Annotated in this window: 13 protein-coding genes; 4 read left to right on the top strand and 9 right to left on the bottom strand. The window is 52.7% G+C overall.

What is annotated here, in order from left to right; all coding sequences use genetic code 11:
- Window positions 1-3: 3 nt before the first annotated feature.
- The 4 genes from hydA to aptA all read right to left on the bottom strand — a co-directional run bounded on the left by hydA (window position 4) and on the right by aptA (window position 5,766).
- Window positions 4-1,458: a dihydropyrimidinase gene (hydA, locus tag G549_RS0101115; RefSeq protein WP_027833483.1), complete on the bottom strand. Its 1,455-nt coding sequence runs from the start codon at window positions 1,456-1,458 to the stop codon at window positions 4-6.
- Window positions 1,459-1,666: 208 nt separating this feature from the next.
- A complete protein-coding gene (locus G549_RS0101110) occupies window positions 1,667-2,917 on the bottom strand; it encodes a Zn-dependent hydrolase (RefSeq protein WP_027833482.1) in 1,251 nt (416 codons plus the stop codon).
- A gap of 32 nt (window positions 2,918-2,949) precedes the next feature.
- The gene (locus G549_RS0101105) at window positions 2,950-4,440 is read right to left on the bottom strand and encodes a CoA-acylating methylmalonate-semialdehyde dehydrogenase (RefSeq protein ID WP_027833481.1); all 1,491 of its coding nucleotides are present in this window, start codon (window positions 4,438-4,440) and stop codon (window positions 2,950-2,952) included.
- Window positions 4,441-5,766, bottom strand: a complete 1,326-nt coding sequence (gene aptA, locus G549_RS0101100; RefSeq protein ID WP_027833480.1) for an omega-aminotransferase AptA — start codon at window positions 5,764-5,766, stop codon at window positions 4,441-4,443.
- Window positions 5,767-6,276: 510 nt separating this feature from the next.
- Between aptA and G549_RS0101095 the strand changes: the two genes are divergently transcribed.
- The gene (locus G549_RS0101095; protein ID WP_027833479.1) at window positions 6,277-6,915 is read left to right on the top strand and encodes a TetR family transcriptional regulator C-terminal domain-containing protein; all 639 of its coding nucleotides are present in this window, start codon (window positions 6,277-6,279) and stop codon (window positions 6,913-6,915) included.
- 3 nt (window positions 6,916-6,918) lie between these two features.
- Here the strand turns inward: G549_RS0101095 and G549_RS0101090 are convergent, their stop codons facing one another.
- From G549_RS0101090 to G549_RS0101080, 3 genes are read right to left on the bottom strand one after another with little or no spacing between them, the layout of a single operon-like run.
- Window positions 6,919-7,821, bottom strand: a complete 903-nt coding sequence (locus G549_RS0101090) for a DMT family transporter (RefSeq protein WP_281273952.1) — start codon at window positions 7,819-7,821, stop codon at window positions 6,919-6,921.
- A gap of 47 nt (window positions 7,822-7,868) precedes the next feature.
- Window positions 7,869-9,179, bottom strand: coding sequence for an NAD-dependent dihydropyrimidine dehydrogenase subunit PreA (gene preA / locus G549_RS0101085; RefSeq protein WP_027833477.1), 1,311 nt, complete (start codon window positions 9,177-9,179; stop codon window positions 7,869-7,871).
- 13 nt (window positions 9,180-9,192) lie between these two features.
- Window positions 9,193-10,548 carry an NAD(P)-dependent oxidoreductase gene (locus G549_RS0101080; RefSeq protein ID WP_027833476.1) on the bottom strand — a complete coding sequence of 452 codons (1,356 nt, stop codon included), beginning with the start codon at window positions 10,546-10,548 and terminating at the stop codon, window positions 9,193-9,195.
- A gap of 408 nt (window positions 10,549-10,956) precedes the next feature.
- On the opposite strand from G549_RS0101080, the gene G549_RS0101070 reads away from it, so the two are divergent.
- The gene (locus G549_RS0101070; protein ID WP_036221079.1) at window positions 10,957-11,502 is read left to right on the top strand and encodes a peroxiredoxin; all 546 of its coding nucleotides are present in this window, start codon (window positions 10,957-10,959) and stop codon (window positions 11,500-11,502) included.
- A 49-nt stretch (window positions 11,503-11,551) separates the two neighbouring features.
- On the opposite strand, the gene G549_RS0101065 is transcribed toward G549_RS0101070, so the two are convergent.
- Window positions 11,552-12,223 carry a GntR family transcriptional regulator gene (locus G549_RS0101065; RefSeq protein WP_027833474.1) on the bottom strand — a complete coding sequence of 224 codons (672 nt, stop codon included), beginning with the start codon at window positions 12,221-12,223 and terminating at the stop codon, window positions 11,552-11,554.
- A gap of 103 nt (window positions 12,224-12,326) precedes the next feature.
- The gene (locus G549_RS0101060) at window positions 12,327-12,947 is read right to left on the bottom strand and encodes a class I SAM-dependent methyltransferase (RefSeq protein WP_027833473.1); all 621 of its coding nucleotides are present in this window, start codon (window positions 12,945-12,947) and stop codon (window positions 12,327-12,329) included.
- A gap of 355 nt (window positions 12,948-13,302) precedes the next feature.
- Here G549_RS0101060 and G549_RS0101055 point away from each other — a divergent pair, with 355 nt between their 5' ends.
- Together G549_RS0101055 and G549_RS0101050 are read left to right on the top strand one after the other, a co-directional pair.
- Window positions 13,303-14,109, top strand: coding sequence for a transporter substrate-binding domain-containing protein (locus G549_RS0101055; protein ID WP_027833472.1), 807 nt, complete (start codon window positions 13,303-13,305; stop codon window positions 14,107-14,109).
- A 96-nt stretch (window positions 14,110-14,205) separates the two neighbouring features.
- Complete coding sequence (locus G549_RS0101050; protein WP_036220730.1) at window positions 14,206-14,871, top strand: amino acid ABC transporter permease; 666 nt, start codon at window positions 14,206-14,208, stop codon at window positions 14,869-14,871.
- Window positions 14,872-14,886 lie beyond the last annotated feature (15 nt).

Raw genomic sequence — 14,886 nt, 5'->3', positions numbered from 1 at the left:
GGATTAAACCCCACTTGCCGGAATGCCGGTACGTTCAACTTTGCGCGGTGCGGTCAGCTCTTTCCATTTCGACAAGGCTTTGTTGGTGGCACCGAAGGAATCGCGTTCCACAAACTTGCCATGGCCTTCCTCAGTTTTCACTGCACCGTCATCAATCACCACTTTGCCGCGGCTCAGGGTGAAGCGGGGCAGGCCTTTCACATGCTTGCCTTCAAACACATTGTAGTCGATGGCAGATTGCTGTGTTTTGGATTCGATGGTCTTTTCCTTGTTCGGATCCCAAACCACCAAATCAGCGTCGGCCCCCACCAAAATCGCACCCTTTTTAGGATACATGTTGAGGATTTTCGCACTGTTGGTGGACGTAACCGCCACAAATTCATTCATGGTCAAGCGGCCGGTATTCACCCCATAGGTCCACAGCATCGGCATCCGGTCTTCCAAACCGCCTGTGCCGTTCGGGATCTTGGTGAAGTCGCCCACGCCGTAGCGCTTCTGCTCGGTGGTGAACGCACAATGGTCCGTCGCTACAACTTGCAAGCTGCCTGATTGCAGACCGTTCCAAAGGCTATCTTGGTGCTTTTTATTGCGGAACGGGGGTGACATTACCCGGCGGGCCGCATGGTCCCAATCCTTGTTGGCATATTCGCTGTCATCAAGGGTGAGGTGCTGAATGAGTGGTTCGCCAAACACACGAATGCCGTTTTGCCGCGCGCGACGAATGGCTTCGTGCGCCTGCTCACTGGAGGTGTGCACAATATAAACCGGCACGCCTGCCATATCGGCAATCATGATCGCGCGGTTGGTGGCTTCGCCTTCCACTTCCGGTGGACGAGAATAGGCGTGTGCTTCCGGCCCATTATTGCCATCGGCCAGCAACTGCTCCTGCAATTGCGCCACCACATCGCCATTTTCCGCATGCACCAAGGGCAGGGCGCCAATCTCGGCACAGCGCTTGAAGGAGGCATACATTTCATCATCTTCCACCATCAAGGCGCCTTTATAGGCCATAAAATGCTTGAAGGTGTTGATGCCCTGTTTGGTGATTTCAGGCATCTCGTTGAATACCTGCTCATTCCACCAGGTTACGGCCATATGGAATGAATAATCACAATTGGCACGCGTGGATTTATTGTCCCACATTTGCCGCGCTTCCAACAGCGATTGGCCAGGGCTCGGCAGACAGAAATCCACCACCATGGTGGTGCCGCCGGCCAGCGCCGCGCGGGTGCCGCTTTCAAAATCATCGCTGGAATAGGTGCCCATAAAGGGCATCTCCATATGGGTGTGCGGGTCAATACCGCCCGGCATCACATAACAGCCTGTCGCGTCCAGCACTTCATCGCCAGAAAGGTTGGGCCCAATCTCGGTGATCACGCCGCCTTCTGTTTTGACGTCTGCCTGATAAGTCAAATCTGCGGTGACAACTGTCCCGCCTTTGATCACTTTCGATGCCATATCTTCCTCCTATGGGTCGCTCTTTTGAGCCGTTATTAGTTCCTCTTAGATCTTAGAGTTGATCTCTAATGTATGCGCCGGATTTTTCCGGTCGTTTTATTGTGTCCGATCGTTTGTCGGACGCGGGGCTGTCGATAACCCTCTGCTGTCAAAATGCAGCTTTTTCCTGTAGTCGCTGGCCCGGAGCTGTGCCCTGGGCCAGTCAAACTCACTCCACAATCTCCGCCGTTTCCACCACCGCGTGGAACAACACATCCGCTCCGGCCGTGGCCCACTCTTGTGAAATCTCTTCATCCTCATTGTGGCTCAAGCCATCAACGCAAGGACACATCACCATAGCGGTAGGGGCGGTGCGGTTGATCCAACAAGCATCATGGCCCGCGCCGGAAATAATGTCACGATGAGAATAGCCCAAGCGCTCCGCTGCGTCGCGCACGGCTTTCACACAATCCTTGTCGAACTCAACCGGATCGAAGCCACCAACTTTTTCAAGTTCAACTTCAAGTCCCATTTCGTCGCAAATCTTCTTTGCGCCTTCGGCCAAACGCTTTTCCATATCCTGGATCACGCTCAAGTTTGGCGACCGGAAATCAACGGTGAACACGGCCTTGCCGGGGATCACGTTGCGGGAGTTCGGGTAAACATCAATATGGCCCGCTGCGCCCACGGCGTCTGGCTTGTGCGACCAGGCGATTTCATCCACTAGCTCCAAAATCCGCGCCATACCGAGGCCGGCATTTTTGCGCATGGGCATCGGGGTGGAGCCGGTGTGGCTCTCTTTGCCGGTCACCGTCACCTGCGTCCATGAAAGGCCTTGGCCGTGGGTCACCACGCCAATGTCTTTGCCTTCGGCTTCAAGGATAGGACCTTGCTCAATATGCAATTCAAAGAAGGCGTGCATTTTGCGGTCGCCCACTTCTTCTTCGCCCTTCCAGCCGATCCGTTCCAGCTCAGCGCCAAACTTTTTGCCTTCGGCATCTTCGCGATCATAGGCCCAATCTTGGGTGTGCATGCCAGCAAAAACCCCGGACGAGAGCATCGCCGGGGCAAATCGTGTACCTTCTTCATTTGTCCAGTTGGTAACAACAATTGGACGCTTGGTCTTGATCTTCATGTCATTGAGTGACCGGATGATTTCCAACCCGGCCAACACGCCCAGCACTCCGTCATATTTGCCGCCAGTGGGCTGGGTGTCGAGGTGGGAGCCAACATAAACGGGCAGGGCATCCGGATCGGTGCCTTCATGGCGCATAAACATGTTGCCCATCTGGTCAACACCCATACTCATGCCTGCATCTTCGCACCATTTGCGGAAAAGATGGCGCCCTTCGCCATCTTCATCGGTTACGGTTTGGCGGTTATTGCCACCGCGCACACCGGGACCGATTTTCGCCATTTCCATCAAGCTGTCCCAAAGCCGGTCGCCGTTGATTTTGTGATTTGTCCCTGGTGTTGTCATTGGTCTCTTCCCTTAGATTTTTATTGTCTCGCTCACGATGGGAAGGTGAATACTGCACCTTCTTTAATGCCGCCCGGCCATCTTGTGGTGACCGTTTTCAGCCGTGTGTAAAAATGAACGCCCTCTGGGCCATACATGCCATGCGCCCCAAATGAGGAACGCTTCCAGCCGCCAAAACTATGATAGGCAACAGGCACGGGGATCGGCACATTCACGCCCACCATGCCCACTTCAATCTTGTCAGCAAATTCACGGGCCGCATCGCCATCGCGGGTGAAAATCGCCGTGCCATTGCCATATTCATGGCTGTTGATCATATCCACGGCTTCGCCATAATCCTTGGCACGCACAACGGACAGAACGGGGCCGAAAATCTCTTCTTTATAGATCGACATATCAGTGGTGACGCGGTCAAACAGTGTGCCGCCGACGTAATAGCCGTTTTCATAGCCCTGAGGGGCGTAGCCACGGCCATCCACCACCAATTCGGCGCCAGCTTTCTCGCCTTCATCAATGTAGCCCAAAACTTTATCTTGATGCGCTTTAGTGATCAGTGGGCCCATTTCAGCGTCGCCATCGCTGGCAGGGCCAACTTTAAGCGCTTCCACGCGCGGCCGAAGCTTGGCCACCAACGCATCAGCGGTTTTCTCGCCCACAGGCACCGCAACCGAAATCGCCATGCACCGTTCGCCAGCCGAACCATAACCCGCGCCCATCAGAGCGTCCGCAGCTTTGTCCATATCCGCGTCAGGCATCACAATCATGTGGTTTTTCGCGCCGCCAAGGGCCTGAACGCGTTTGCCTGCATCGGTGCCGCGCTTGTAAACATATTCGGCAATTGGGGTAGAGCCCACAAAGCTGATGGCTTTCACATCAGGGTGGTCCAACAGCGTATCAACCGCCAATTTGTCCCCATGCACCACATTGAGCACACCATCGGGGAAGCCAGCTTCTTTAAACAAGTCCCACACCAACATCGGGGCAGATGGATCGCGCTCCGATGGCTTCAACACAAAAGTGTTGCCGCACGCGATGGCCACGGGATACATCCACATCGGCACCATTGCTGGAAAGTTGAAAGGGGTGATCCCCGCCACAACGCCCAGCGGCTTGCGGTCTGCAACTGTGTCGACCGACGGTCCAACATTGCGGCTAAAATCGCCCTTCAATAAAGAAGGAATGCCACAGGCATATTCCACCACTTCAATGCCGCGGGCCACTTCGCCCAGCGCATCATCATGGGTTTTGCCGTGTTCTTTAGAGATTTCCCGCGCAATATCATCTGCATGCTTGTTCAACAACTCGTTGAACTTAAACATAAAACGTGCGCGCTTGAGCGGCGGCATGTCGCCCCACGCAGGTGCAGCAGCTTTCGCTGCCGCAACGGCTGCGTTCACCTCATCAGCGGTGGAAAGCGGCAAGTCTGCGCTTTGCTCACCGGTCGCCGGGTTAAATACGGGCACACGGTTCGAGGAGGTGGACGTGACTTTTTCGCCATTGATGGCGTTTTGGATAATGTTCATTTATGCGGCCTCATTCAAAACGGTGCGTAGGGTGTCCACCAACTGATCAATATGCGATTTCTCGATGATCAATGGCGGGGAGAGGGCGATCGTGTCGCCCGTCGTGCGGATCAATAGACCGCGTTCATAAGCGTCGAGGAAACATGAGAAGGCGCGCTTGGTCGGTTCGCCCGCAATCCCTTCAAGCTCAATCGCACCAATCAGGCCAATATTGCGAATGTCGATCACGTGCTTTGCATCTTTGAGCGAGTGCAATGCGTCTGCCCAATAGGAATCCAGATCCGCCGCGCGGGTGAGCAGCCCTTCCTCAGCATAGGTTTCCAGCGTTGCCAAACCTGCGGCGCTGGCAATCGGGTTGCCCGAATAGGTGTAGCCATGGAAAAACTCGATCAGATGTTCCGGGCCATTCATAAAGGCATCGTGAATTTCATTGCTGACAAAAACGGCGCCCATGGGAATCACCCCGTTGGTCAAGCCTTTGGCAGTGGTGATCATGTCGGGCATCACATCAAAGTGCTGTGCCGCGAAGGGAGAGCCTAAACGGCCAAAGCCGGTGATCACTTCATCAAAAATCAGCAAAATGCCGTGCTTGGTGCAAATATCGCGCAGCCGTTTCAAATAGCCCTTTGGTGGGATCAACACGCCTGTTGAGCCGGCGACGGGTTCGACGATCACGGCCGCAACAGTAGACGCGTCATGCAGCGCCACAATGCGCTCCAACTCGTCGGCCAAATCGCCGCCATGTTCTGGTTCGCCGCGGGTAAATGCATTCTGATCCGGCAAGTGCGTGTGCGGCAGGTGGTCAACGCCGGTCAGCAGCGTGCCAAACATTTTCCGGTTGGCCACAATGCCCCCCACAGAAATGCCGCCAAAATTCACCCCATGATAGCCGCGCTCACGGCCCACAAGGCGCGTGCGCGATCCTTCACCTTTCACCTTGTGATAGGCGAGGGCGATTTTGAGCGAAGTTTCCACCGATTCCGACCCGGAATTGGTGAAGAACACATGGTCCATGCCATCGGGCGCCACATCGACCAATCGGTTGGCAAGCTGGAAGGCTTTCGGGTGTCCCATCTGGAAGGCGGGGGCATAGTCCAACTCGCCAGCCTGTTGCTGGATCGCTTCGGTGATTTTCGGGCGGCAATGGCCCGCGTTGCAACACCACAGGCCTGCGGTGCCATCAAGCACTTCGCGGCCATCGCTGGTGGTGTAGTGCATATCTTTTGCACCCACAAACATACGTGGTTGTTTCTTGAATTGCCGATTGGCTGTAAACGGCATCCAAAATGCGTTTAGATCATTAGGTACATTTGTGGCGTCAGACATTTAAACGCGCCTCCCCCTCGCGAAATCGTTGCAGATCAACCAAGTGCTTGCAAGGTGTAAAATACTATGCAAAAAATTGACTGCTTGATCAAAGTTTAACAAGTCTATGCTAATGGTCAAGCGCAAACTGCGCTGTATTTGCATGAAATATTATGAGTTTAACTTAACACATGTTTTAGGTCATCGCGGCGGCTTGTCTCAGTCAATCGGGTCAGTAAAGTAGCAGTTTGGCGCGGCGTATGGTCGAAAAAAAGATGTTGGCGAGGCGGCGAAAAGAATTCGAGAATCTAAATTATAATGATAGTGGGTAGCAGCGTTGACGATTACTTGGGGAAGGTCAGCATATTAGCGGTTAGCTATTTGTAGACTAAGGTCTTGGTAATAAGCGCTAGACGCTCGCGTGAGATAAGTTTATGTGAAGCGGTGATGTTCGGAAAATCCCTTATCGATACGACAACTTTTGTTGCAACGGGATGACCAAACACAAGAATTGAGATGAAGGGATTGTCCATGGTTGGGGCTGGAATTCAAAAGCCAAAGCGGCGCACACGTATTCAACGTGCGAATGAGAAAAAAATTCTTGAGGCCGCGTTGGAAGTCTTTTCCCAAAATGGTTTCCGGGGTTCCACAATTGACCAGATCGCCGAAGAGGCGGGAATGTCTAAACCCAACTTGCTCTATTATTTCAAATCCAAGCAAGACATTCACGAAACGCTTTTGTCGCGTTTGTTGGATTCCTGGCTCGCCCCGCTGCGGGAGTTGAGCGCTGAAGGTGATCCGCTGGAAGAAATCTTGAATTATGTGCGCCGCAAAATCGAAATGGCGCGGGACTTTCCGCGCGAAAGTCGCTTGTTCGCCAATGAGATTGTGCAAGGTGCGCCGCGCATCAAGCCCATTCTAGAGGGCGAAATCAACGATCTTGTGCTCGAAAAATCGACCATCATGCGCAAATGGATGCAGGAAGGTCGGATCAAGCAGGTTGATCCGCGGCATTTGATTTTCTCGATCTGGGCCACCACCCAGCACTATGCGGATTTCGAAGTGCAGGTAAAAGTGGTGATGGGGCAGGGTATTGACGATCCGGCTCAGTTCGAGGCGACCAAAGCCTATTTGGAGCAGCTTTTCACATCCTTGCTGAAAATCGACTAGCAACTAGCCTTCCTTGGCAAAAGCCAAAACCGCCAGCGCCAACACAGTGACCAGCGCCCCGACGGCGACGCTTGGGTTTACCCAGCCGCGCCCGCTCACGCCTTCAATCAAAATGATAAAGCTCGGCGTGAGATAGCCATAGGACATCACCTTCGATGCGGGCAGCCGCAGGCTGGCATATTGCAGCAGGAAAAAGGTGAGGGCTGTGGTGAAAATCGTTAGATACAGACCGGCCCAATAGACGACCGCTGGCAGGTTCAGCCAATCGGTTTCCATAATGCCGTAAACCGCGTAGATGCTGAGGCAGAAGGCGCAGGCGGCCAATGTCCAAAATGAAAATTGAACCACAGGCTCACCGTGATTAAGCCGCCGCACCAGCGGCGCATAGGCCCCGTGGGCCACCACGCCGATAAAAAAGATGGCCTCGCCCGTGCCGATATTGAATGACAATAAAGCGTCCAAATCGCCGCGAAAGATCACCCAGATCGCCCCGATGGCCGCAATGGTCAGGCTGATCATCATGCGTGGCGATACCCGTTGGGCCAAAAACACTACGCCAAATCCGGCCGAGATAATCGGCATCAATGTGAACACCGCCCCTGTCGATACAGGAGAAGCGATTTGCAAGGCTTCGAACATGGTCACAAAATAGACACCCATCAACGATCCAAGGATCAAGAACCGATAGGGTTTGGCGGGCAGTAATCTTTTGCCTTGGGTCAACGGCACACGGGTGAAATAGGCAATCAAGGCCATCACGATGGAGGCCAAAACAAAGCGCGAAGCGCTTAAGGCGCCCGCATCAATAAAAGGTGCTGCCAAGGCGCCGAATGAAAACGAGGCAGCGATCAGCATCGAGAAGAGTATCATAGCCAAATGGCCGCGAAGTTTTTCGCGGCCATCTATTGTGCGCTTAAAATAAGGGCGCTCAGCTGTTAGGGCGGGATCTTGCGTTATTCTGCCGCCTCCGTCTTGGCGCTGGGATTGTTCGGGTGCGTTGTCCAGTTGGCATATTCTGGATCAACCGGTTTACCTGTGCGTGGATCTGTTCCGTCGATGGCTTCCATCGTGATGCAATCATCAACCGGGCAGACATTCACACATAGATTACATCCCACGCATTCCTCGTCAATCACTTCAAAGTGGCGTTTGCCATCCAGCATATTGGTGATCGCTTGGTGCGATGTGTCTTCACAGGCAATGTAGCAACGGCCACATTCAATGCACAAATCCTGATTGATCTTGGCTTTGGTGACATAGTTGAGGTTGAGATATTTCCAGTCCGTCACATTCGGCACGGCACGGCCCACAAACTCATCAATGGACTTAATGCCTTTTTCGTCCATCCAATCGCTAAGCCCGGTGATCATCTCCTGCACCACTTTAAAGCCGTAGGTCATGGCAGCGGTGCACACCTGCACATTGCCACAACCAAGGGAGATAAATTCAGCTGCATCACGCCATGTGGTGATGCCGCCAATCCCTGAGATCGGTAGTCCGGCTGTTTCTTGATCGCGCGCGATTTCCGACACCATATTCATGGCGATGGGTTTCACCGCTGGTCCGCAATAGCCGCCGTGCGAGCCTTTGCCGTCAATCGTCGGCACAGGGGCAAAATTATCCAGATCAACTTCAACAATGGAGTTGATGGTGTTGATCAAGCTCACCGCATCCGCACCGCCATTTTTGGCCGCACGCGCTGGATAGCGCACATCGGTGATGTTCGGCGTTAGCTTCACGATAACGGGCTTTGAATAGTACTTTTTGCACCATTCAGTGACCATTTGGATATATTCCGGCACCTGGCCAACAGCGGCGCCCATGCCGCGTTCGCTCATGCCGTGTGGGCAACCAAAGTTCAGCTCAATCCCGTCAGCACCTGTTTCTTCCACCAGCGGCAGGATTGCTTTCCAGCTTTCTTCCTCGCAAGGCACCATCAGCGATACGATGATCGCACGATCGGGCCAGCGCTTTTTCACTTCTGTGATTTCTTTCAAATTCACATAAAGATCGCGGTCGGTGATCAATTCAATATTGTTGAGCCCGATAAGGTGCCGGTCATGGCCATAAATCGCGCCATAACGCGGGCCATTCACATTCACTACTGGGGGGCCTTCTGAGCCGAGTGTCTTCCAAACGACACCGCCCCAGCCCGCTTCAAATGCGCGTTCCACATTGTATGCTTTGTCGGTAGGGGGCGCAGATGCCAGCCAAAATGGGTTGGGAGACGAAATGCCTAGAAAATTTGAGGTTAAATCAGCCATGATGTTTCTCCTCCTAACCCTGTAAAACTGAATTGATATGTTGTGCTGCGACTTTGCCGTCTTCAACGGCCACCACGGTCAAATCTTCGCCGCCGACGATGCAGTCGCCGCCCGCCCAAATCTTTTGGTGCGAGGTTTGCCGTGTGTCGCTCACTTTGATCCGACCATGTTCAAGTTCCACCTGATGATCGCTCAAAAGGCTTGAATCAAACTTTTGGCCAATGGCTTTAAAGATTTGATCGGCTTGAATAATTTGCATTTCGCCTGTCCCAGAAAGCTTGCCGCCTTCATTCGATGTGGTTTCTACTTCCAGCCCGCAAACTTCGCCTTGGCCATTTAATTGAATGCTGTTTGGCTGCCGCCAGTGCATAATCTTAACGCCATGGGTTTGCGCCAATTCCTGCTCATAAAGGCTGGCATTCATCGCGTCTTGTCCGCGACGATAACAAATGGTCACATTCTCTGCGCCAAGCAATTTGGTTTGAATGGCAATATCGATGGCCGTCATGCCACCACCAATCACCACAACATTGCGCCCCACAGAGAGGCTGGATTTGTCTTCGGCCTGACGAAGGGCCGCAATATAATCAATGGCGTCTTCACACCCGGGCGCATCTTCGCCTTCAAGATTGAGACGGTTTGTGTTCTTTAGCCCGAGACCCAAAAACACAGCATCATAATCGCTGGCCAATTGGTCGAGCGCGATTTCCTGCCCCAGCCGCTGGCCAGTTTTGATTTCAATCCCGCCAATTTCCAAAAGAAACTCAATTTCGCGTTGGGCGAAATTTTCGGTCGATTTATAGCTGGCAATGCCAAATTCGTTCAGACCACCCGCCTTGTTGCGTGCTTCAAATACAGTCACGTCATGGCCTTCGCGCGCCAAATGGTGGGCACAGCTCATGCCTGCAGGGCCCGCGCCCACAATGGCAACCTTTTTGCCAGTCGCCGCCTTGCGGGTGAAGGGGTGAGGACGGTCACCTTCCATAAAGTGGTCCGTCGCATAGCGTTGCAACTGACCGATTTTAACAGGCTTGCCTTCTGCCTCTTCGCGCACACACACTTCTTCGCACAAGGTTTCGGTGGGGCAAACGCGGGCGCACATGCCGCCCATTATGTTTTGATTGAAAATCGTCTTGGCTGACCCGGTGGGGTTATCAGCGGCGATCTGCCGAATGAAGAGGGGGATGTCAATAGAGGTTGGGCAGGCGGTCATGCACGGTGCGTCATAACAAAAATAGCAGCGCTCCGCTTCCACCTTCGCTTCGTGCCAGTCTAGTGGTGCGTGTAAATCCGAAAAATTCTCATCATATTGCGCGGAGTCTAAGCGTGCACTCTGCACATCGCGCGACAATGGCTGTCGATCAGACATCGTTTCCCCTCCCTAATTTGCCACGACCTGTTGGTAAGCAATTGTGCTGGACAAAAGTCTCCTCAAACTTTTTCAGCGCTCACGCGTCGTGATCCGATTTGAAAATCTTGAATTATTTTTATCAAAAGGTCAAATTTTTTTTCGCACTAATTTGAGGGGGCTGAAACCATGGCAAATAATACGTGCATAAATTGGCGAAATAGGCGACCAAATGGCGCATGTCGACGCCGACATCTTGAGAAGTTCATCAAAGTGCGTTAAGAGCGCAGCTGCGAATTGTTCGCATTCTATAGTGCTTTCATTTGAAACAAATAAGTGGTGCTCATCATTTGGAGCAGCAGGGCACTTTTGGGCGAACAATCAACAGAATTTTGATCGAAAGAGGTGATGATAATGGCTCATGTAGGCATGCAACTTCCAAAGGTAGCTTTCCAGACTCGCGTTCGCGATGAGTCAATTGAAGGCCCAAACCCATTCCGCTGGGAAGAAAAGACAACAGACGATTATTTCAAAGGTAAACGTGTGGTGTTGTTTTCACTGCCAGGTGCGTTTACCCCGACATGCTCCACTTATCAGCTGCCAAACTATGAGAAATTGTTTGGTGAGTTTCAGGAAGAGGGCATCGACGCCATTTATTGCTTGAGCGTGAACGACGCGTTCGTGATGAACAAATGGGGCAAAGACCAAGGCGTTGAGAATGTGGGTTTGATCCCTGATGGTTCTGGCGAATTTACCCGTAAGATGGGCATGTTGGTCAAAAAAGACAATCTTGGCTTTGGCTATCGCTCATGGCGCTATGCCGCCATCATTGAAGATGGTGAAATTGTGGGCTGGTTCCCAGAGGCGGGCTTTGAAGATGATTGCCCAACAGACCCTTATGAAGTGTCGAGCCCAGAGCACGTCATCACATGGTTGCGTGACAATAAGCCATTCGACAAAGAGCAAGTTGCGTAAGCAATAACTCAGATCGAATCTTTTAAGGCGCGTTGCAAAACGCGCCTTTTTATTTGCTGTTCTCGCGCGTTTCTAAAAAGCTGATCAGCGAGGCGCTGGCGCCCAAAATATGCGCACGCGTCAGTTCGGCGGCTCGTTCCTTGTCGCGCGCAATGCAGGCTTCCAAAATGCCCATATGCTCGCGCCGCGCCCGTTCCATGCCATCCGTCAGCACCAATTGCGCCCGCAAATAGCTCTCAATGCGATCAAGCGCCTGGCTGACAATTTTCAAATGGTAGGGGCGCTCCGCTTTAGCATAAAGCGCATAGTGAAAATCACGATTGAGTTCACCATATCGTGCCGAATCGGTTTCGGTGGCGAAGGCATCGCAGGCGCGGCGGGCTTTCTCAATCGTTTCATCATCCATGTTCTCCACCGCATAGCGGATCACTTCGCCCTCCAGCAGCGCACGAAACTCAAAAACCTCACGCACCTCATCGACAGAGAGGGAGGTGACCGTGGTGCCCTTATAGCGTTCTGTCTTCACCAGCCCTTGCTGCTCCAGCCGGGAAAGCGCCTCACGCACCGGGATACGTGATGTGTTGAACATCTCTGCCAGCGCGTCTTGCCGCAAATGTTCACCCGCGCCAATTTCGCCGGTGAAGATCGCTTCGCGCAGGGCTTCAAAGATTAGATCGGCTGCGGAAGCCGACGCGCGCACATTGGTTGCGTTAAATTTCATAAGACTCTTATGCTCAAAAACAATTTGATCCCAACATATCTGACAGACATGGATTCCGCCAAGTCTGTATCATGGTATTGTTTCATAATGCGGCTCAATTGCCCTATGCAGGGCGGCGGGCCACGATGAAAGGCGCTGCCGTATGGCCGCCAAATGTCTTTTGCTCAATAATTTCAAAACCAGCCTTTTTTACCATCTGTGTGAGCGAAGCGCGTTGAAGCAGATGGACATTGGGCGGCGCAAGCCGAAACAGGGTCATTGCGGGCAAAACCAAGCGGGGCATAATGCCCATGTCGCCGGGACAAACTGTTTTTGAAATGAAAAGCCCATCCGGTTTCAGCTGGTTGAAAAGGCTTTTTAATGTCTGTTCCGTGTCCGGCACCAGATGCAGAATATGGAACGCACATACAACGTCAAAAGGCGCTTTCTCAAAGCTGCTGTCCGCATCAGCAACCACAAATTCGGTATTGTCTGGCGCAGGCTTTCCTTTGGCGATGCGGATCATTTCTGATGAGATGTCGGACGCCGTCCAGCTGGCCACTTGCTCGGCCATGCGCACCGCCGTGCTGCCCGTACCGCACCCAATCTCCAATACATTGTCGCTGGCCGACAAATGCAGACCAATCTCGGTGAGCATTTCTTCATAAGACTGGACGTCACTGAGTGGTTTGGCGGCATAACCTTGCGCCTTTTTGTTCCAAAATCGGGCTGTTTGTGCGGTCATTGGGCGTCCTATCTCTGAAAAAATCTGGCTTACATGTAGTGTCGAAATGGGCTTCTGCAAACTGCCTGCAATTTTTAAAATCATAACCATCTGAAAAATATACGCTTTTTCATTGCCGTCTACATCTTATCCAAAAGAATGATATAAAATATAAAGAATATTGTAGATTGTATCCAATTTGATTGCTATAGAAAGAGGCGTAGAGCGCGAAATGTTGATCGCGCATTGGATGGTTTGGTTTGTGCACTTCGCTGTGCCGAAGCATTTCCTGGTGGTGCCGCAAATTATTGCAGTTGAAGCAGGGCGTCCGGTGTGCGTGAGAGCAAATCGCCAAAAACTTATTCGGGAGGACCGTATGAAACTTCTAAAAGTGGCCGCAATGGCGGCAGTGATGGCTGGATTGGCCGCACCACAAGCGTTCGCAGACAAGCTGGACGATGTGATCAATAATGGCGTGTTGCGCTGTGCGGTGGTGTTGGATTTCCCACCCATCGGTTATCGCGACGCCAACAATGAGCCTGCAGGCTTTGACGTTGAATATTGTAACGACATGGCGGCAGCGCTTGAAGTTGACGCTGAAATCGTGCCGGTGACTTGGGCAGAGCGTTTGCCTGCCATCGTGACCAACCGTGCCGATGTCGTATTCGGTGGTACATCAGATTCCCTCGCACGTGCGAAAACAGTTGGCTTCTCAATTCCTTACGCCATCTACTTTGCGCAAGCAGTTGTGGGTAAAGATAGTGGCATCGAGAGCCTGGAAGACATGAAGGGCAAGCGCGTTGCAGCTGCTGTGGGCACCGTGCCTGAGCAGGAATGGATGAAAATTGCTGAAGAGTGGGGCGAAAGCAACCTTTACCAAGGTTACCAAAGCGAAAACGAAGTGTTCCTCGCTGTTGCCCAAGGTAAAGCCGATGCCGGCATCACCACAAACACAGCTGTAAAGCCTGTTTCTGACCAGTACGACTCAATTGTGCCTGGCCCACGTATGCCATGGACAACTGACTACACCTCAGTGGCAGCGCCGCGTAAAGACGTGTCTTGGCTCAATTATATCAACCTGTTCATCACCCATCAGGTGCGCTCAGGTCGTTATGAAGAGCTTTGGCAGAAATATGTTGGCGATACAGCGCCAGAACTGCGCATCCCAGGCGTGATGTACTAAGCGAATTGAATTGTCTGCCCGCGACACGCCCCCTCGTGTGTTGCGGGTGGATATCACCAACCTCGGGTCCAGACCCTAACCAAAGGAGGCGACGCAGTGAACTTCGATTACACGTTCCACTGGCGTCCGGTGTTCCGCAAACTGCCTGAGTTGCTCGAAGCCAGCTTGGTCACTTTGCAGGTCTCGGTGCTCTCAATGATTATTGGCATTGCCATTGGCTTGGTGCTTGCATTGCTGCGCATCGGCGGTCCGAAGCCGCTGGCCTGGGTAGCAAGTGGCTGGATCGAAACAGCCCGGAATACACCGGCCTTGTTTCAGCTCTTTTTCTTTTCGTTCGGCCTTGGCGCATTCGGGTTGAACCTGACGCCTTACCTGATCGTGTTGATGGGCTTGTCCTTTAACAATGCTGGCTATTTGGCAGAAAACTTCCGCGGTGGCTTCCAAGCTGTGCCCGATACGCAATTGCGTGCGGCGCGTTCATTGGGCATGTCATCAGCGCAAGCCTATATCCGCATCATTATCCCGCAAGTGTTCCGCATCGTTTATCACCCGTTGACCAACCAGTTGGTGTGGGCGGTATTGATGAGCTCACTGGCGATGATTGTCGGCTTCCGTGAATTGGCCGGCGAAACTCAGGCACAAGCCTTCAAGACCTTCCGTATTTTTGAGTATTTCGCGGTCGCCGCGCTCATCTATTACGTGATGGTGAAACTCATTCTCGGCATCTCCAGGCTTTTGGCTTGGCGTTTGTTCCGATATTAAGCGGAGGATATTCAG

Source organism: Maritalea myrionectae DSM 19524, from assembly GCF_000423365.1.
Classification (GTDB): domain Bacteria; phylum Pseudomonadota; class Alphaproteobacteria; order Rhizobiales; family Devosiaceae; genus Maritalea; species Maritalea myrionectae.
The sequence above is the reverse complement of the archived record's forward strand: the minus strand, read 5'-3'. Positions and strand labels throughout refer to the sequence as shown.

Excerpts from the sequence above, each read along its gene's own strand:
- hydA (WP_027833483.1), bottom strand. The coding sequence starts at position 1,458 with ATGGCATCGAAAGTGATCAAAGGCGGGACAGTTGTCACCGCAGATTTG.
- G549_RS0101110 (WP_027833482.1), bottom strand. The coding sequence starts at position 2,917 with ATGACAACACCAGGGACAAATCACAAAATCAACGGCGACCGGCTTTGG.
- G549_RS0101105 (WP_027833481.1), bottom strand. The coding sequence starts at position 4,440 with ATGAACATTATCCAAAACGCCATCAATGGCGAAAAAGTCACGTCCACC.
- aptA (WP_027833480.1), bottom strand. The coding sequence starts at position 5,766 with ATGTCTGACGCCACAAATGTACCTAATGATCTAAACGCATTTTGGATG.
- G549_RS0101095 (WP_027833479.1), top strand. The coding sequence starts at position 6,277 with ATGGTTGGGGCTGGAATTCAAAAGCCAAAGCGGCGCACACGTATTCAA.
- preA (WP_027833477.1), bottom strand. The coding sequence starts at position 9,179 with ATGGCTGATTTAACCTCAAATTTTCTAGGCATTTCGTCTCCCAACCCA.
- G549_RS0101080 (WP_027833476.1), bottom strand. The coding sequence starts at position 10,548 with ATGTCTGATCGACAGCCATTGTCGCGCGATGTGCAGAGTGCACGCTTA.
- G549_RS0101070 (WP_036221079.1), top strand. The coding sequence starts at position 10,957 with ATGCAACTTCCAAAGGTAGCTTTCCAGACTCGCGTTCGCGATGAGTCA.
- G549_RS0101065 (WP_027833474.1), bottom strand. The coding sequence starts at position 12,223 with ATGAAATTTAACGCAACCAATGTGCGCGCGTCGGCTTCCGCAGCCGAT.
- G549_RS0101060 (WP_027833473.1), bottom strand. The coding sequence starts at position 12,947 with ATGACCGCACAAACAGCCCGATTTTGGAACAAAAAGGCGCAAGGTTAT.
- G549_RS0101055 (WP_027833472.1), top strand. The coding sequence starts at position 13,303 with ATGAAACTTCTAAAAGTGGCCGCAATGGCGGCAGTGATGGCTGGATTG.